This is a genomic window from Streptomyces similanensis (assembly GCF_039543625.1).
Taxonomy (GTDB): Bacteria; Actinomycetota; Actinomycetes; order Streptomycetales; family Streptomycetaceae; genus Streptomyces; species Streptomyces similanensis.
This window is the reverse complement of sequence record NZ_BAABKC010000110.1, coordinates 15,393-32,599: the sequence shown is the minus strand read 5'-3', so window position 1 is coordinate 32,599 and position 17,207 is coordinate 15,393. Positions and strand designations below refer to the sequence as shown.

Annotated in this window: 16 protein-coding genes; 14 read left to right on the top strand and 2 right to left on the bottom strand. The window is 74.3% G+C overall.

Annotated features, from left to right (window positions below; all coding sequences use genetic code 11):
- Nucleotides 1–60: 60 nt before the first annotated feature.
- The 3 genes from ABEB07_RS31015 to ABEB07_RS31005 all read left to right on the top strand — a co-directional run bounded on the left by ABEB07_RS31015 (nucleotide 61) and on the right by ABEB07_RS31005 (nucleotide 2,910).
- Entirely contained in the window at nucleotides 61–897 is an 837-nt protein-coding gene (locus tag ABEB07_RS31015) for a hypothetical protein (RefSeq protein WP_345671370.1), read from the top strand.
- An 86-nt stretch (nucleotides 898–983) separates the two neighbouring features.
- Nucleotides 984–2,138, top strand: a complete 1,155-nt coding sequence (mycP, locus tag ABEB07_RS31010) for a type VII secretion-associated serine protease mycosin (protein WP_345671369.1) — start codon at nucleotides 984–986, stop codon at nucleotides 2,136–2,138.
- Nucleotides 2,139–2,172: 34 nt separating this feature from the next.
- A complete protein-coding gene (locus ABEB07_RS31005) occupies nucleotides 2,173–2,910 on the top strand; it encodes an SseB family protein (protein ID WP_345671368.1) in 738 nt (245 codons plus the stop codon).
- A gap of 72 nt (nucleotides 2,911–2,982) precedes the next feature.
- On the opposite strand, the gene ABEB07_RS31000 is transcribed toward ABEB07_RS31005, so the two are convergent.
- On the bottom strand, nucleotides 2,983–3,390 hold the full coding sequence (locus ABEB07_RS31000; RefSeq protein ID WP_164587570.1) for a DUF1844 domain-containing protein: 408 nt from the start codon (nucleotides 3,388–3,390) through the stop codon (nucleotides 2,983–2,985).
- 370 nt (nucleotides 3,391–3,760) lie between these two features.
- Here ABEB07_RS31000 and infC point away from each other — a divergent pair, with 370 nt between their 5' ends.
- The 10 genes from infC (at nucleotide 3,761) to ABEB07_RS30950 (ending at nucleotide 14,818) form a co-directional block, all read left to right on the top strand.
- Entirely contained in the window at nucleotides 3,761–4,459 is a 699-nt protein-coding gene (gene infC, locus ABEB07_RS30995) for a translation initiation factor IF-3 (protein ID WP_164587569.1), read from the top strand.
- Nucleotides 4,460–4,570: 111 nt separating this feature from the next.
- The gene (gene rpmI / locus ABEB07_RS30990; RefSeq protein WP_004933563.1) at nucleotides 4,571–4,765 is read left to right on the top strand and encodes a 50S ribosomal protein L35; all 195 of its coding nucleotides are present in this window, start codon (nucleotides 4,571–4,573) and stop codon (nucleotides 4,763–4,765) included.
- 111 nt (nucleotides 4,766–4,876) lie between these two features.
- A complete protein-coding gene (gene rplT / locus ABEB07_RS30985) occupies nucleotides 4,877–5,260 on the top strand; it encodes a 50S ribosomal protein L20 (protein ID WP_006141703.1) in 384 nt (127 codons plus the stop codon).
- Between the two features lie 249 nt (nucleotides 5,261–5,509).
- Entirely contained in the window at nucleotides 5,510–6,370 is an 861-nt protein-coding gene (locus ABEB07_RS30980; protein ID WP_345671367.1) for a TrmH family RNA methyltransferase, read from the top strand.
- 55 nt (nucleotides 6,371–6,425) lie between these two features.
- Nucleotides 6,426–7,580: a sensor histidine kinase gene (locus ABEB07_RS30975; protein ID WP_345671366.1), complete on the top strand. Its 1,155-nt coding sequence runs from the start codon at nucleotides 6,426–6,428 to the stop codon at nucleotides 7,578–7,580.
- A 148-nt stretch (nucleotides 7,581–7,728) separates the two neighbouring features.
- Nucleotides 7,729–8,847 carry a phenylalanine--tRNA ligase subunit alpha gene (gene pheS / locus ABEB07_RS30970; RefSeq protein ID WP_164587566.1) on the top strand — a complete coding sequence of 373 codons (1,119 nt, stop codon included), beginning with the start codon at nucleotides 7,729–7,731 and terminating at the stop codon, nucleotides 8,845–8,847.
- Nucleotides 8,847–11,351 carry a phenylalanine--tRNA ligase subunit beta gene (gene pheT, locus ABEB07_RS30965; protein ID WP_345671365.1) on the top strand — a complete coding sequence of 835 codons (2,505 nt, stop codon included), beginning with the start codon at nucleotides 8,847–8,849 and terminating at the stop codon, nucleotides 11,349–11,351. The genes pheS and pheT overlap by 1 nt, the downstream gene beginning before the upstream one ends.
- Nucleotides 11,352–11,574: 223 nt before the next feature.
- Nucleotides 11,575–12,513, top strand: coding sequence for a PP2C family protein-serine/threonine phosphatase (locus ABEB07_RS30960; RefSeq protein ID WP_345671364.1), 939 nt, complete (start codon nucleotides 11,575–11,577; stop codon nucleotides 12,511–12,513).
- Nucleotides 12,514–12,825: 312 nt separating this feature from the next.
- The gene (locus tag ABEB07_RS30955) at nucleotides 12,826–14,166 is read left to right on the top strand and encodes a transcriptional regulator (RefSeq protein WP_345671363.1); all 1,341 of its coding nucleotides are present in this window, start codon (nucleotides 12,826–12,828) and stop codon (nucleotides 14,164–14,166) included.
- A 118-nt stretch (nucleotides 14,167–14,284) separates the two neighbouring features.
- Nucleotides 14,285–14,818 (top strand): NUDIX hydrolase, encoded by a 534-nt coding sequence (locus ABEB07_RS30950; protein ID WP_164588652.1) that lies wholly within the window; start codon nucleotides 14,285–14,287, stop codon nucleotides 14,816–14,818.
- Between the two features lie 42 nt (nucleotides 14,819–14,860).
- Here ABEB07_RS30950 and ABEB07_RS30945 read toward each other — a convergent pair whose 3' ends face one another.
- Complete coding sequence (locus ABEB07_RS30945) at nucleotides 14,861–15,733, bottom strand: 3-hydroxybutyryl-CoA dehydrogenase (protein WP_164588653.1); 873 nt, start codon at nucleotides 15,731–15,733, stop codon at nucleotides 14,861–14,863.
- 172 nt (nucleotides 15,734–15,905) lie between these two features.
- Between ABEB07_RS30945 and ABEB07_RS30940 the strand changes: the two genes are divergently transcribed.
- Nucleotides 15,906–17,159 (top strand): glycoside hydrolase family 10 protein, encoded by a 1,254-nt coding sequence (locus tag ABEB07_RS30940; RefSeq protein WP_345671361.1) that lies wholly within the window; start codon nucleotides 15,906–15,908, stop codon nucleotides 17,157–17,159.
- Nucleotides 17,160–17,207: the final 48 nt, after the last annotated feature.

Here is a 17,207-nt window from a genome sequence, read left to right as displayed (position 1 = left end):
CCCGGCGCCGGCCCCGTGGCCCCGCCCGACCCCGCCCTGTCCTGGAGCGCGGCCGGCGCCGTGCTCGACGCCCCGCGGGCGTACTTCGCGCTCGGCGAGCCGGAGGGCTACGACGAGCGCGGACGGCCGCGCGCCCTCGGCGCGCGGGTGGGGCCGCGGACGGCGGCGGTCGCCGCCTGCGTCGTCCTCGGCCTCGGGCTCCTCGGCGGCGCCGCGACCGGCAGCTGGCTCACCGGGGACTCCGGGGACGGCGGCTCGGCCGGCGCCTTCACCACCGCCGGCGCCCTGTGGCACAACGAGCCCGTCGACCAGCTCTTCCCGCCCACCGTCCGGGGCGACGGCGCTGGCCCCGGCGGCGCCGACCGCACCTGGACCCGGGTCGCCGTCGCCCCGGACGGCGGCTGCGCGGACGCCTTCGACCCGCTGCTGCGCCAGGCCCTCGACCCCGTCGGCTGCGCCCGCCTGCTGCGTGCCACCTACACCGACGCCACCCAGAGCTACGTCACCACCGTCGGCCTGCTCTTCACCCAGGCCGACGCCCCGGCGATGAGCGCGCTGGCCGCCCGCTTCAAGGGCGAGGACCTGGCCCGCCGCACCGACCTCGTGCCCCGCCCGTACGCGGCCCGCGGCACCGTCGCCGCGGACTTCGGCGACCGGCAGCGCGCGTCGTGGGCCGTCTCCGTCCTCACCGAGGCCCCGGTGGTCGTCTACGCCGTCTCCGGCTGGGCCGACGGCCGCACCGTGGACGCCCCGCAGCCCGCCGCCGACGCGATGCGGGCCGGCGCCACCACCGCGGCCGCGCAGGCGGGCCTGGGCAACGAGGCGCAGGGCCTGGCCGACCGCATCGAACGAGGCTTCCGCAAGACCGCCGCCCCGGCCACGGAGAAGCCCTCGTGACAGCCGCCCCCACCCCAGCAGCTCACCCCTCGGCCGCCCCGGCCGCCCGCACGCGAACCGCCGCCCGCACCCGCCGCCGCGCCGCCCTGAGCGTCCTCCTCACCGCCTCCCTCGCCCTCGTCCCGGCCGGCGTCGCGCACGCCGACGGCATCCGCGCCAAGCAGTGGGCCCTGGACGCCCTGCACACCCAGCAGCTCTGGCGGACCACCAAGGGCAAGGGCGTCACCGTCGCCGTCCTGGACACCGGCGTCGAGGCCGACCACCCCGACCTCGCCGGCAACGTCCTGCCCACCAAGGACCTCATCGGCTTCGGCGCGCGGCCCGGCGACCGAGACTGGGCCCGGCACGGCACCGCCATGGCCGGCATCATCGCCGGGCACGGTCACGGCGCCGGCGACGCCGACGGCGTCATGGGCGTCGCCCCGGAGGCGAAGATCCTCCCCGTCCGGGTGATCCTGGAGGACGGCGACTCCGCCCGCGCCCGTGCCCGCACCACCCGCGGCGGCGCCCTCGCCGAAGGCATCCGCTGGGCCGCCGACCACGGCGCCGACGTCATCAACCTCTCCCTGGGCGACGACTCCGACTCCGCGCACCCCGAACCCGCCGAGGACGAGGCCGTGCAGTACGCGCTGAAGAAGGGCACCGTCGTCGTCGCCTCGGCCGGCAACGGCGGCGACAAGGGCGACCACGTCTCCTACCCCGCCGCCTACCCGGGCGTGATCGCCGCGACCGCCGTCGACCGCTACGGCACCCGGGCCGCCTTCTCCACCCGCCGCTGGTACGCGGCGGTCAGCGCGCCCGGCGTGGACATCGTCATCGCCGACCCCGACCACAAGTACTACGAGGGCTGGGGCACCAGCGCCGCCTCCGCCTTCGTCTCCGGCGCCGTCGCCCTGATACGGGCCGCCCACCCGGGTCTCACGCCCGCGCAGATCAAGAGACTCCTGGAGGACACCGCCCGCGACGCCCCCGTGGGCGGCCGGGACGACTCCCGGGGCTACGGCATGATCGACCCCCTCGCCGCCCTCGGCGCGGCCGCCCGCCTCCGCCCGGAGGGCCTGCGGACGACGGCCTACGGCGGCCGGTACTTCGGCCCCGGCCCCGACACCGCCGGGAGCGACGACGCCGCCGGGGACTGGGCCGGGCCGCTCGCCGGCGGCGCCGGGGGAGTGCTGCTGGCCGCCGCCGGGGTGCTGTGGCGGCGCGGCCGCGGGGACCGGAGAAGGGCCGAGGGACCCTGAGGGGGCCGGCAGCCGCCCGGATAGGCTCGGGGACGTGGCGAACAAGAACATCCCCGACCCCGGCTACTCCGACGACGACGGCTCCGCCGACCCCCGGCTGAGCACCGCCCTCGCCGCCTGGGCCGAGGACCGCACCGCCGTGGACCCGGTGCTCCAGGCCCTTCAGGGCGCCCGTCTGCTCGTGCCCGTCGTCGCCGTGCTCGGCGAGGTGGAGGAGGACGAGAGGGGTCTGCGCCGCGAGAAGACCAGCGACATGGCCGTGCCGACGCTGAAGGCCGGCCGGCGCACCGCGCTGCCCGCCTTCACCTCCACCGACTCGCTGGCCCGCTGGGACCCGGCCGCCCGCCCCGTCGCCGTACCCCTGCACCAGGCCCTCCAGGCCGCGGCGCACGAGAGGGCGGACACGGTGGTGCTGGACCTGGCCGGGCCGGTGCCGTTCGAACTGACCGGGGCGGCGCTGCGCGCGCTCGCCGAGGGCCGGGCGACGGCCGATCCGCTCGCCGACCCGGCGGTCGTCACGGCCGTACGGGAGGCGGTGGCCGACGAGCCCGCCGTGCTGCGCGCCCACCTCGGCCCCGGACGGGCCGACGGCACCCTCGCCCTGGTCCTCGACCCGGCCGCCGCCGCGGACCCGGCCGACATCGCCCGCGCCGTCGCCGGCCGGCTGGCGGCCAGCGAGACGCTGAGGGCCCGCCTGGTGCGCGGCCTCGACCTGGCACTGCTGCCGGCCGGGGCGACGCCGCCGGGCGAGCCCTTGTACGTACGCGCCTAGGCGTCCGTGCGTACGCACGCGCGCGGGCGCTCCCGCGTACGCAGTGGGAGAGCGGGGGAGCGGGGGAGCGGGTCAGCCGTAGACCGGGCCGGTGTACTTCTCGCCCGGACCCTGGCCCGGCTCGTCCGGGACGAGCGACGCCTCGCGGAATGCCAGCTGCAGCGACTTCAGACCGTCGCGCAGCGGCGCCGCGTGGAAGGAGCTGATCTCGGTCGCGCTCGCGTCCAGCAGACCGGCGAGCGCGGACACCAGCTTGCGGGCCTCGTCGAGGTCCTTGTACGAGTCGCCCTCCTCGGTCAGACCGAGCTTCACGGCGGCGGCGCTCATCAGGTTGACGGCGACCGTGACGATCACCTCGACCGCGGGGACCTCCGCGATGTCGCGGGTCATGGCGTCGAAGTCGGCGACGCCGGAGTTCTCGTGGCTCTCGGGGCTCTCCGGGGAGGGCTCGAAGGGCTGCTCGGCGGGGGTCTCACTCATGCCCCACACGATAGGCGCAGCGCGGACCCGCGCCGCACCGCGGCCCGGCCGGACCCGATTGGCCGTCCCCGCCCGATCCTGCTAACCTTGTGTAACGACCGGTCGGACACGTATGCCTCACCGCTAACGTTCCGGCCCACAAGTGGAGGCTTTCGAACTCCCACCTGACCGCCCCTCGGGCGGCGGGTCACCGGTCAGACGGCCCCGTCCCGGAGACGGCGGTCCGTCCGAACAGCGCGCCCCGTGACTTCACGGCGGTCGCTCCGGTAGTTCGAGGAGCCCCGCCTGTGATCGTCCGGGGCATTTTTCATGCTTCGGCGCGGTTAGGTCTAGTCGAATACAGACGTACGCGGCCGTCCGCCAGACCGCCGTGTGGTGCTACCGAGGAGGATCCATCAGCGCCGAGCCCCGCATCAACGACCGGATTCGCGTTCCCGAGGTGCGACTTGTCGGTCCCAGTGGCGAGCAGGTGGGCATCGTCCCGCTGGCCAAGGCACTGGAGCTTGCGCAGGAGTACGACCTGGACCTGGTCGAGGTCGCGGCGAACGCCCGTCCGCCCGTGTGCAAGCTCATGGACTACGGGAAGTTCAAGTACGAGTCGGCCATGAAGGCCCGTGAGGCGCGCAAGAACCAGGCGCACACGGTCATCAAGGAGATGAAGCTCCGGCCGAAGATCGACCCGCACGACTATGACACCAAGAAGGGTCACGTCGTCCGGTTCCTCAAGCAGGGCGACAAGGTCAAGATCACGATCATGTTCCGTGGTCGCGAGCAGTCCCGGCCGGAGCTGGGTTACCGGCTGCTGCAGCGCCTCGCGGAGGACGTCCAGGACCTCGGTTTCGTCGAGTCGAACCCGAAGCAGGACGGCCGCAACATGATCATGGTTCTCGGTCCGCACAAGAAGAAGACCGAGGCGATGGCCGAGGCCCGCCAGGCGCAGGAGGCCCGCAAGGCCGACGCGAAGGCCAACCCGGGCCGCTCGCAGAACGCCGCGGACATCGACGCGCCCGACGAGGAGCACGCCGAGGCATTCGCCGAGGAGCCCGCTGAGGAGCACGCCGAGGCGTGACCCCCGGGACCCGTGTCCCAGGATGTAACCGAAACAAGAGCGACGCTCCACCGTGTGCCCGGTTCTCGCGACCGGGCACCGGAGCGCCACCGACGAGGAGAGAACGGCGCTATGCCGAAGAACAAGTCGCACAGCGGTGCCAGCAAGCGCTTCAAGGTCACCGGCTCCGGCAAGGTGCTCCGTGAGCGCGCCGGCAAGCGCCACCTGCTCGAGCACAAGTCGTCCCGCGTGACGCGTCGCCTCACCGGCAACGCCGAGATGGCCCCGGGCGACGCCGCGAAGATCAAGAAGCTTCTCGGCAAGTGACGCCGCGGGCGCCCGATCGGCTGATCCGGCGCGCCCCACGTCTGGACCGGGACCCAATCGTTTCCGGGCCGTGTGAGCACCACCACGGCCCCGCTACAAGGAGTTAATCAAGTGGCACGCGTCAAGCGGGCAGTCAACGCCCACAAGAAGCGCCGGGCGATCCTCGAGCAGGCCTCCGGCTACCGCGGTCAGCGCTCGCGTCTGTACCGCAAGGCCAAGGAGCAGGTCACCCACTCGCTGGTCTACAACTACAACGACCGCAAGAAGCGCAAGGGTGACTTCCGCCAGCTGTGGATCCAGCGCATCAACGCCGCTGCCCGCGCGAACGGCATCACCTACAACCGCTTCATCCAGGGTCTGAAGGCCGCGAACGTCGAGGTCGACCGCAAGATCCTGGCCGAGCTGGCCGTCAACGACGCGAACGCGTTCGCCGCGCTCGTCGAGGTCGCGCAGAAGGCTCTGCCGAGCGACGTCAACGCGCCGAAGGCCGCGTGACGCTGCGCTGGCTTTGAGCCGGTGACTGTAGGACCCGCACGCCTCACGGCCTGCGGGTCCTGTTGTTGGGGTGGCTGCGGGATTTTTGGTCGGCTGCGGGTTCGTCGTGGCTGGGCGCGCAGTTCCCCGCGCCCCTTGGGGGTGGCTGCGGTTGGCGGTCGGCTGCGGGTTTGTTGTGGCTGGGCGCGCAGTTCCCCGCGCCCTTTCGGGGGCGCGTCCCTTCTCCGTGCTGTTGTCGAAGGTAAGAGGATGTCCTCCGGTACTCCCGAGTTGATCTCATCCCGGTCCCCGCGTGTGAGCGCCGCGCGGCGGCTGGCCAAGCGGAACTTCCGGGGGAAGGACCGGCTGTTCCTCGCGGAGGGGCCGCAGGCCGTGCGGGAGGCGGCCGCGCACCGGCACGGCGGGCAGGCCACGCTGGTCGAGCTGTTCGCCACCGTCGAGGCGGCCGAGCGCTACGCCGACATCATCGGCGAGACCCGCGCCGCCGGCGCCCGCGTCCACCTCGCCGCCGACGAGGTCATCGCCGACATCTCCACCACCGTCACCCCGCAGGGCCTGGTCGGCGTCTGCCGGTTCCTCGACACGCCGTTCGAGGACGTCCTCGGCGCCCGCCCCCGCCTGGTCGCCGTCCTCGCCCACGTGCGCGACCCCGGCAATGCCGGCACCGTGCTGCGCTGCGCCGACGCCGCCGGCGCCGACGCGGTCGTCCTCACCGACGCCTCCGTGGACCTGTACAACCCCAAGGCCGTACGCGCCTCGGTCGGCTCGCTGTTCCACCTGCCCGTGGCCGTCGGCGTCCCGGTGGAGCGGGCCGTCGCCGCACTGAAGGAGGCCGGGGCGCGCATCCTGGCCGCCGACGGCGCCGGCGCGGACGACCTCGACGACGAGCTGGACAAGGGCACCATGGGCGGCCCCACCGCCTGGGTGTTCGGCAACGAGGCCTGGGGCCTGCCGGAGGAGACCCGCGCGCTCGCCGACGCCGTCGTACGCGTCCCGATCCACGGAAAGGCCGAGAGCCTGAACCTGGCCACCGCCGCCGCCGTATGTCTCTACGCTTCGGCCCGTGCCCAGCGCGCCATCGGAGGATGCCGCTCCGTCGCCCACAGCTAGTAGGGTGACCAGCTCGGGGGCCTGCTGCACCGGCTGAGAGGTGGGGTACGGGGAGATGAGTGTCGGCACCGGCGGCGCACCGGACACGCACGCCGCGCACCAACCGTCCGTGCCCCGGCCCGGCGGCCCCGCCCCCGCGCGCGATCCGGGCGTCGACCCCGACGAACTGCCCGACGGACTGGTGATCGCCGGCCCCGACGGCCGGGTCGTCCGGTTCAACGCCGCCGCCGCCCGCATCACCGCCACCCCCGCCGAGCAGGCCCTCGGCCGCCCGCTGGAGGAGGCGCTGCCGCTGGAGGACCTGGAGGGGCGGCGCTGGTGGCAGCTCACCGACCCCTACGGCGGCCTCGCCATCCGCGCCGGCCAGCCCGAGCGCAACCTGCTGCTGCCCGGCGGCCGTGAGGTCCTCGTCACGGCGACGTACGTCCGCGCCCGGCCCGCCGGGCCGGTCCGCCGGGTCGTCGTCTGCCTGCGCGACACCGAGGCCCGCCGCCGCACCGAGCGCAGCCACGCCGAGCTGATCGCCACCGTGGCGCACGAGCTGCGCTCGCCGCTCACCTCCGTCAAGGGCTTCACCGCTACGCTGCTGGCCAAGTGGGAGAGGTTCACCGACGACCAGAAGCGCCTCATGCTGGAGACCGTCGACGCCGACGCCGACCGCGTCACCCGGCTGATCGCCGAACTGCTCGACATCTCCCGCATCGACTCCGGCCGTCTGGAGGTGCGCCGCCAGCTCGTCGACATCGGCGCCGCCGTCGGCCGGCACGTCCAGGCCTACGTCGCCGCCGGGCAGCCCGCCGACCGGTTCCTGGTCCGGGTGGAGCAGCCGCTGCCCGACCTGTGGGCCGACCCCGACAAGATCGACCAGGTGCTGAGCAACCTGATCGAAAACGCGGTGCGCCACGGCGAGGGAACCGTCACCATAGACGTGACGCCCGCGGCGTCCCCCCGGGAAGGGGACGACGCGGCGCACGCAGCCACGTCGGTCACCGTGAGCGACGAGGGGCCCGGCATCCCGGAGGAGTCCATGAACCGCGTCTTCACCCGCTTCTGGCGGGGCAGCAAGCGCGGCGGCACCGGCCTCGGGCTCTACATCGTCAAGGGCATCGTCGAGGCGCACGGCGGCGCCATCACCGTCGGACGCGCCCCCGGCGGCGGCGCGCAGTTCCGATTTACCCTGCCCGTGGGCACCCCGGCGCACCTGCTCTGACCACCCGCCGAGGACCCACGGGCGCTTCGAGTCCGCTCAGCCCCGTTAGACTCGGCCTTTGGCACCTTTGCGTCCCGGAAACGGAGACGATTCGTCTACGAGTCGGTGACGGGGACCGTCAGCCAGCCAAACGGAAGCACGGGAAGAGATGTCGGCACCGAATAAGTCGTACGACCCTGTCGAGGTCGAGGCGTTGAAACCGGAAGAGATCGAGCGCCTGCGGGACGAGGCGCTCGCCGCCTTCGCCGCCGCGGACTCCCTCGACGCGCTCCACGAGGCGAAGGTCGCCCACACCGGCCCGGCCTCCCCGCTGTCCCTCGCCAACCGCGAGATCGGCGCCCTGCCCCCGCACGCCAAGGCGGACGCCGGCAAGCGCGTCGGCATGGCCCGCGGCGCGGTGAACAAGGCCCTCGCCGCCCGCCAGGGCGAGCTGGAGGCCGACCGCGACGCCCGGGTGCTGGTCGAGGAGGCCGTGGACGTCACGCTGCCCTACGACCGCGTACCGGCCGGTGCCCGCCACCCGCTGACCACGCTCTCGGAGCGCATCGAGGACGTCTTCGTCGCCATGGGCTACGAGGTCGCCGAGGGCCCCGAGGCCGAGGCGGAGTGGTTCAACTTCGACGCCCTGAACATCGGCCCGGACCACCCGGCGCGCAGCGAGCACGACACGTTCTTCGTGCGGGGCGCCGACGGCGCGGACTCCGGTGTCGTCCTGCGCACCCACACCTCGCCCGTGCAGGCGCGCTCCATGCTGACCCGCGAGCTGCCGATCTACGTGATCTGCCCCGGCCGCGTGTACCGCACCGACGAGCTGGACGCCACCCACACCCCGGTCTTCCACCAGGTCGAGCTGCTCGCCATCGACGAGGGCCTGACCATGGCCGACCTCAAGGGCACCCTGGACCACATGGTCCAGATGCTGTTCGGCGAGGGCATGAAGACCCGGCTGCGGCCGAACTTCTTCCCGTTCACCGAGCCGTCCGCCGAGATGGACATGGTGTGTTACGTCTGCCGCGGCGCGTCCGTCGGCAACCCCGACCGCCCCTGCCGCACCTGCTCGTCCGAGGGCTGGATCGAGCTGGGCGGCTGCGGCATGGTCAACCGCCGGGTGCTCGTCGCCTGCGGCGTCGACCCGGAGAAGTACAGCGGCTTCGCCTTCGGGTTCGGCATCGAGCGGATGCTGATGTTCCGCCACAACGTCGAAGACATGCGAGACATGGTCGAGGGTGACGTCCGGTTCACCCGGCCGTTCGGGATGGAGATCTGATGCGGGTCCCGCTTTCTTGGCTGCGGGAGTACGTCGACCTGCCGGCGACGGAGACCGGGCGCGACGTCCAGGCCAAGCTCATCTCGGCCGGCCTCGAGGTCGAGACCGTCGAACAGCTCGGCGCCGACCTCAAGGGGCCGCTCGTCGTCGGCCAGGTGCTCACCATCGAGGAGCTGGAGGGCTTCAAGAAGCCGATCCGGTTCTGCACCGTCGACGTCGGCCGGGCCAACGGCACCGGTGAGCCGCAGGAGATCGTCTGCGGCGCCCGCAACTTCGCCGTCGGCGACAAGGTCGTCGTCGTCCTGCCCGGCGCCACGCTGCCCGGCGGCTTCTCCATCGCCGCCCGCAAGACCTACGGCAAGACCTCGCACGGCATGATCTGCTCCGGCGACGAGCTGGGCATGGGCGACGACGGCAGCCACGGCATCATCGTGCTGCCGCCCGAGCACGAGGCGGGCACCGACGCCATCGAGCTGCTGCAACTCGTCGACGAGGTCCTCGACATCGCCGTCACCGCCAACCGCGGCGACTGCCTGTCGATCCGCGGCGTCGCCCGCGAGGCCGCCATCGCCTACGGCCGCCCGCTGTCCGACCCGGCCCTGCTGGACGTGCCCGCGCCCAACGCCTACGGGCACCCGGTGAAGGTCTCCGACCCGTTCGGCTGCGACCGCTTCGCCGCCCGCACGGTCACCGGCCTGGACCCCGAGGCGCGCTCCCCGATCTGGCTCCAGCGCCGCCTGCAGAAGGCGGGCATGCGCCCGATCTCGCTCGCCGTCGACATCACCAACTACGTGATGATCGAACTGGGCCAGCCGCTGCACGCCTACGACCGCACCCGGATCCAGGGCGCCGTCGGCGTGCGCCGGGCCGAGCGCGGCGAGCGGCTCACCACCCTCGACGGCGTCGCCCGCACGCTGTCCACCGAGGACCTGGTCATCACCGACGACCGCGGCCCCATCGGCCTGGCGGGCGTCATGGGCGGCGCCGACACCGAGATCGACGACACCGAGGGCACCACCACCGAAGTCGTCATCGAGGCCGCCCACTTCGACCCGGTCGCCATCGCCCGCACCGCCCGCCGGCACAAGCTGGGCTCCGAGGCCGCCCGCCGCTTCGAGCGCGGCGTCGACCCGCAGGCCGCCTCCGCCGCCGCGCAGCGCACCGTCGACCTGCTGGTCCTGCTGGCCGGCGGCACCGCCGACGCGGGCGTCACCGAGGTCGTCGCGCCGTCTGCGCCGCGCACCATCACCATCCCGGCCGACCACCCCGACAAGGTCGCGGGCGTCACCTACGGCCGGGAGACCGTCGTACGGCGCCTCCAGCAGATCGGCTGCGACGTCTACGGCACGGACGAGCTGATCGTCACCGTGCCGTCCTGGCGGCCCGACCTGGCCGACCCGAACGACCTGGCCGAAGAGGTCATCCGCCTGGAGGGCTACGAGAACCTGCCCTCCACGCTGCCCCGGCCGCTGCCCGGCCACGGGCTCACCGGACGGCAGCGGCTGCACCGCCGGGTCGGCCGCGCGCTGGCCGGCGCGGGCTACGTCGAGGCGCCGAACTACCCGTTCCTGGGTACGGCCGCCTTCGACCAGCTCGGCCTGGACGCCGACGACCCGCGCCGCACCGTGGTCACCCTCGTCAACCCGCTCTCCGACGAGGAGCCCGCCCTCCGTACGACGCTGCTGCCGGGCCTGCTCGGCGCGCTGCGCCGCAACGACGGGCGCGGCGGCCACGACCTGGCCCTGTTCGAGACCGGCCTGGTCTTCCGGCCCACCGGCCAGGAGGAGGCGCCGGCCCGGCTGCCCGCCGACCGCCGGCCCACCCGGGAGCAGCTGGCCGCCCTCGACGCCGCCCTGCCGCGCCAGCCGCGCCGGGTCGCCGTCGTCCTCGCCGGCGCCCGCGAGCAGGCCGGCTGGTGGGGCAGGGGCCGCCCGTCCGACTGGGCGGACGCCGTCGAGGCGGCGCGGACCGTGGCCCGCGAGGCCGGCGCCGAGCTGATCGTCCGCGCCGACCAGCACGCCCCGTGGCACCCCGGCCGGTGCGCCGCGCTGTACGTCCGGGTGGACGGCGAGGAGATCCTCGCCGGTCACGCCGGTGAGCTGCACCCGCGCGTCGTGAAGGCGATGCACCTGCCGGAGCGCAGCTGCGCCATGGAGGTCGAACTCGACCTGCTGGAGCAGGCCGGCGACGGCATCGTCAAGGCGCCGCGGATCTCCGCCTTCCCGGTCGCCACGCAGGACGTCGCCCTCGTCGTCGAGAAGCCCGTCCCGGCCGCCGAGGTCGAGGCCGCGCTGCGCGAGGGCGCCGGTGAACTCCTGGAGTCCATCCGCCTGTTCGACGTCTACGAGAACGCCGAGCAGCTCGGCGACGGCCACAAGTCGCTGGCCTACGCGCTGCGCTTCCGCGCCCCCGACCGCACCCTGACGGTCGACGAGGCGTCCGCCGCCCGGGACGCCGCGGTGGCGCTGGCCGGCGCGCGCACCGGCGCGGTCCTGCGCGGCTGAGGCGCCCGTCAACGGCACACGAGGGGCGGGCCCGGGTCACCGGGCCCGCCCCTCCGTGCTGACCTGCGTCCCTGCGCACTCGCATCGTTGCACACCTGGGAATGCTCACTCATTCGGGTGAGAACGCCTCTGATCCGGGCCTTCCCGGGTAGGCGGTGAACACGATCGGACCGACCCCGCGGGGCCGGCCGCGCTGTCAGCGCCTTCTCGGGGAGCCACCATCATGAACCGCCTCAGGGCTGGGACGCAGCGTGGGATGCGGCCGGGCGCCGTGTTCCTCGCCGTGGGCACCGGCATCGTCCTGCACGCCCGGCGGACCATCCTGCACGAGCTGCGCCAGGCCCGCGCGGTCGCGGGCGCCGCCCAGAACGCGCTGCTGCGGCCCCTGCCCCCGCACCTGGCCGGATTCGGCCTCGCCGCCGCCCAGCTCTCCGCCGACCGGGGCGCGGCCGTCGGCGGCGACCTGTACGAGGTGATCGCCACCGAGCACGGCTTACGCGTGGTGATGGGCGACGTGCGCGGGCACGGCCTGGCCGCCCTCGGCACCGTGGCCGCCGTCCTCGGCAGCTTCCGCGAGGCCGCCCACGACGAGCGCGAACTCGCGGGCGTGCTGCGCCGGCTGGAGCGGGCGCTCGCCCGCCACCAGCGCACCCGGGGGCCGCAGCACCCGGCCGCCGAGGACTTCGTCACCCTGCTGCTCCTGGAGATCGCCGACGACGGCCGGGTACGGACCCTCAACTGCGGCCACCCCTGGCCGCACCGGCTGCGCGGCCGGGGCGCGGAGCCGGTCGCCGCCGTCGAACCGCTGCCGCCGCTGGGCGCGTTCCCGCTGCCGCGCGAGCTGCCCACCGCCGACCTGGACCGCCTGCTGCCGGGCGACACGCTCGTCCTGTACACGGACGGCGTGCTGGACGCCCGCGACGCCCGCGGCCGCTTCTTCCCGCTGGCCCCGGTCCTGGCCGGGGTGGCCCGCGCCGGGCCGATGTCCGCGCGCACGGTGCTGCGCGTCGTCTTCACCGCCCTGCTGCGCCACACCGGGAACCGCCGCTGCGACGACGCGGCGGTCCTCGTCGTCCGGGACGACCGCGACCTCCCGCACCCCGCCCGGTCCCGCGCGGGCGCCGACACCGGCCCCCGCCGGCCGGCGGACGAGAGCTCCTGACCGCGCGACCCTCCGCGCTCCCGCCGGCCCGCCGACGGCGCCGCGTCCGCAGGACCGACCACACCGCGGCGAGGCCGCCCGCCCCGTCGCGGGGTGTCGGGCGGGCGGCGGGGCGGGCGGCGCGGCAGCGGGCCGCCGCGCTGTACGAGGGGGAGCAGGCGGCCCGGCCGGCCTCGGTGACGAGGCGCCTCAGTCAACCGGCCGCGCGCCGTCCGCGACAGCGCGCGCACGGTACGGACGCGCGCACCCGATTCACACCCCGTGTGAAGCCGGTCGCACTACGCTGTGCGCACCGAGCCACCGGGGGCCCCGATGCAGCCCAACACTCTGCTCGACGCGATCCTGGACGAGGCGGGGATCTCGCACGCCGGTCTCGCCGCGCACGTCAACCGGGCGGGCCGCGCCCGCGGTCTGACGCTGCGCTACGAGCACACCGCCGTGGGCAGGTGGCTCAAGGGCCAGCGGCCCCGCGGCCAGGTGCCCGACCTGATCTGCGAGGTGCTGGCCGCCCGGCTGCGCCGGACCGTCACCCTGGACGACATCGGCCTGGGCGTGCCCGGCGGGCCGGCCGCCCCGCACGCCACCTCCCTGTCCGGCTTCGTGGACCGGGCCACCGCCCTGTGGCGCTCGGACGAGCGGCAGCGCCCGCACGTCCTGGACGCCCCCGCGGTGACCGGCACCCCGGCGGTGATGCCGGTGTGGGAGTGGGAGAACCCGCCCGAGGACGTCGACGTCTCCCGCGGCGGCCGGCACCGGGTCACCCCGGCGGACATCGAGACGCTGCGCGCGGCCCGCACGCACTACGAGCAGATGTACCGCAAGGCCGGGGGAGTGGCGACCCGCGGCCGGGTCGTCGGCTTCCTCAACACCGAGACCGCGCCGCTGCTGCGCGGCGGCTACCCCGACGCCGTCGGCCGCAAGCTGCACCGGGCGACCGGCGCGCTGGTGGCGGTCGCGGGCATCTGCGCCTACGACTCCGACGCGCACGGACTCGCCCAGCGCTACTTCCACCAGGCGCTGCGGCTGGCCAAGGCGGGCGGGGACCGCGGGCTGGGCGCCTATGTCATAGCGCTGCTGGTCAACCAGTCGCTGTTCCTGCGCGAGCACCGCCAGGCCGTCGCCTTCGCCGAGGCCGCGCTGCGCGCCGCGGGCCGGGACATCACGCCCGCGCTCGCCTCCGACCTCTACGCCATGCAGGCCAAGGCGTACGCCCACCTCGGCGACGGCACCAGCGCGCTGTCCCGCATCCGGCGCGCGGAGCGGGCCGCCGAGCGCATCCGGCCGTGCCAGGAGCCCGACGAGACCGGTTACGTCCAGCCCGGCCTGGTCAACGTGCAGGTCGCGGAGGCGCTCCTCAGCCTCGGTGATCTCGCCGCGGCCGAGGAGCACGCCACGGCGGCCGTGGACACCCCGGCGCACGACCGGGGCCGGGTGCACCGCCTGGCGATGCTCAGCACGATCGAGCTGCGCCGGGGCGACGCCGACAAGGCGGTGGCCACCGCCGTGCTGATGGCCGAGCAGGCCCGCGGGATGGAGTCCCAGCGGCTGCGGGACCGGCTGCGCGCGGTGCGCGAACACCTGGTGCGCAGCGGCTGCGCGGGCACGGCACAGGTGGCCGCACTCATCGACGGGGCCCTGCGCGTGCCGCTGTGACGGCTCCCCGGTCCGCCCGTGCGCGCCGGGGGCTGCACCGCACGCGGCCCGTGTGCGCCTGCTGCCCGGCCGCCGCGCCTGCGATATTGCCACTGACCTGACGGAAGGTGGCAGAACCGTGCAGTGGACGAAACAGAACGAACAAACTGTGTACGCAAACCGCTGGTTCACCGTCAACCTCGCGGACGTGGAGCTGCCGGACGGCCGGCATCTGGACCACTTCCTGATCCGGCTGCGGCCCGTCGCCGTGGCCACCGTGGTCAACGAGGCCGACGAGGTGCTGCTGCTGTGGCGGCACCGCTTCATCACCGACAGCTGGGGCTGGGAACTCGCGGCCGGCGTCGTGGAGGACGGCGAGGACGTCGCCCGCGCCGCGGCCCGGGAACTGGAGGAGGAGACGGGCTGGCGCCCCGGCCCCCTGCGCCACCTCATGAGCGTCGAGCCGTCCAACGGCCTCACCGACGCCCGGCACCACATCTACTGGGCCGACCGCGCCGAGTACACGGGCCATCCCGTGGACGACTTCGAGTCCGACCGCCGCGCCTGGGTCCCGCTCAAGATCGTGCCCGACCTGATCGCCCGCGGCGAGATCCCGGCCGCGAACATGGCGGCGGCGCTGCTCCTCCTCCACCACCAGAGGGCGGCCGCCTGACGCCCCTCCCGCGCCCCCGGCCGCGGGGGCGCGGGGAACCGCTCAGCCGTAGGTGTAGAAGCCCGACCCGGACTTCCGCCCCAGCCGCCCCGCGTCCACCATCCGCTGCAACAGCGGCGGCGCCGCGTACAGCGGCTCCTTGTACTCCTCGTACATCGAGTACGCCACCGAGGCCACCGTGTCCAGGCCGATGAGGTCGGACAGCTTCAGCGGACCCATGGGGTGCGCGCAGCCCAGCTCCATGCCGTTGTCGATGTCCTCCCGGCTGGCGATCCCCGACTCGAACATCCGGATCGCGGACAGCAGGTACGGGATCAGCAGCGCGTTCACCACGAACCCGGACCGGTCCTGCGCCCGGATGGCGTGCTTGCCGAGCACCTTCTCGGTGAACAGCTGCGCCCGGCTCAGCGTCCCCTCGGACGTGGTCAGCGCCGGGATCAGCTCGACGAGCTGCTGCACCGGGGCCGGGTTGAAGAAGTGGACGCCGACGACGTGGTCCGGCCGCGAGGTGGCGACCGCCAGCCTGACCAGCGGGATCGAGGAGGTGTTGGAGGCCAGGATCGCGTCCGGGCGGGTCACCACCTGGTCCAGGATCTGGAAGATCTCGGTCTTGACCTGCTCGTTCTCCACCACGGCCTCGATCACCAGATCGCGGTCGGCGAACTCGCCGAGGTCGGTGGTGAAGCTCAGGCGCGCCAGCGTGGCGTCCCGCTCCTCCTCGCTGATCTTGCCGCGCTCGGCCGCCTTGGCCAGCGAGTTGAGCAGCCGGGTGCGGCCGATCTCCAGGGCCTCGCCGGTGGTCTCGGCGACCTTCACGTCCAGGCCGGACCGGGCGCACACCTCGGCGATGCCCGCGCCCATCTGGCCGCAGCCCACCACTCCGACGCGTGCAATGTCTGCCGAAATGCCGGTCACATCGTCCCTTTCGCAGGTCCTACGGGGGTGCGCAGGCGGCCATGGGTGCGGTGCCTGCTCCGAACGTGCACGTTACCCCCTGTCGTAACGATGATCGATCGCCCGGGTCGTGCATGCTGACCCGGTGGACGATCCGTGAGGGCGCGGATCCGCAGCGTACGGGAGTGTCCGGATGAGCCGAGTGACCCGACGGACGTTCGCCGTCGCCGCTCTGTCGACGCTGGCGGTGACGCAGGGCGCGAGCGCCGCGCCGGCCGCGCCCCAGCCGCCCGGCGGGGCCGCCGGCGAGCGCCGCGAGCGGGCCGCGACCGAACTGCGCGGCATGTGGCTGGCGACGGTGGGCAACCGCGACTGGCCCTCGCGCACCGGACTGAGCGCGGCCCGCCAGCGCGGCGAGCTGACCGCGCTGCTCGACGCCGCGGTGCGCCGCCGCCTCAACACGGTCTTCCTCCAGGTCCGCCCCACCGCCGACGCGCTGTGGCCCTCGCCCTACGAGCCGTGGTCGCAGTTCCTCACCGGCACGCAGGGCGAGGACCCCGGCTGGGACCCGCTGGGCGCCGCCGTCACGGAGGCGCACGCGCGCGGCCTGCGGCTGCACGCCTGGTGCAACCCCTACCGCGTCGCCCTCAGCACCGACCGGAGCCGGCTCACCGCCTCGCACCCGGCCCGCAAGCACCCCGACTGGGTGGTGGCCTACGGCGGCAAGCTCTACTACAACCCGGGCCTGCCCGAGGTACGGGCCTTCGTGCGGGAGGCGATGCTCGACGCGGTGCGCGCCTATCCCGTGGACGGCGTGCACTTCGACGACTACTTCTACCCGTACCCGGAGGCGGGTCAGACCTTCGACGACGCGGACGCCTACGCCCGTCACGGCGGCGGTTTCGCGAGCCGGGCGGCCTGGCGGCGGGACAACATCGACAAGCTGGTGCGCGAGACGGCCGCCGCCGTCGCCCGGATCAGGCCCGGCGTCCAGTTCGGGATCAGCCCCTTCGGCGTGTGGCGCAACGCCGCCTCGGACCCGCGCGGTTCGGCCACCAAGGCGGGCGCGCAGTCCTACGACGACCTGTACGCGGACACCCGCACCTGGGTGCGCGAGGGCTGGATCGACTACGTCGTCCCGCAGCTGTACTGGTCGATCGGCCTGGCCGCCGCCGACTACGCCGCGCTGGTGCCCTGGTGGGCCGATGTGGCGCGCGGCAGCCGCACCCGGCTGTACGTGGGGGAGGCCCTGTACCGGGCGGGCGAGAAGGACTCCGCCTGGCGGGACCCCGCCGAGCTGTCCCGGCACCTCACGCTGGCGAAGAAGTACCCGGAGGTGCGCGGGCACGTGTTCTTCGCCGCCAAGGAGGTCGCCGCCGATCCGGCCGGCGCGATGGCGCGGGTGGTCGCCGACCACTACCGGCAGTCGGTCGAGCCCCCGCGCTGACGCTGCGGCGAGACACCGGACCGGACCGGGCTCATAGGCCCGGTGCAC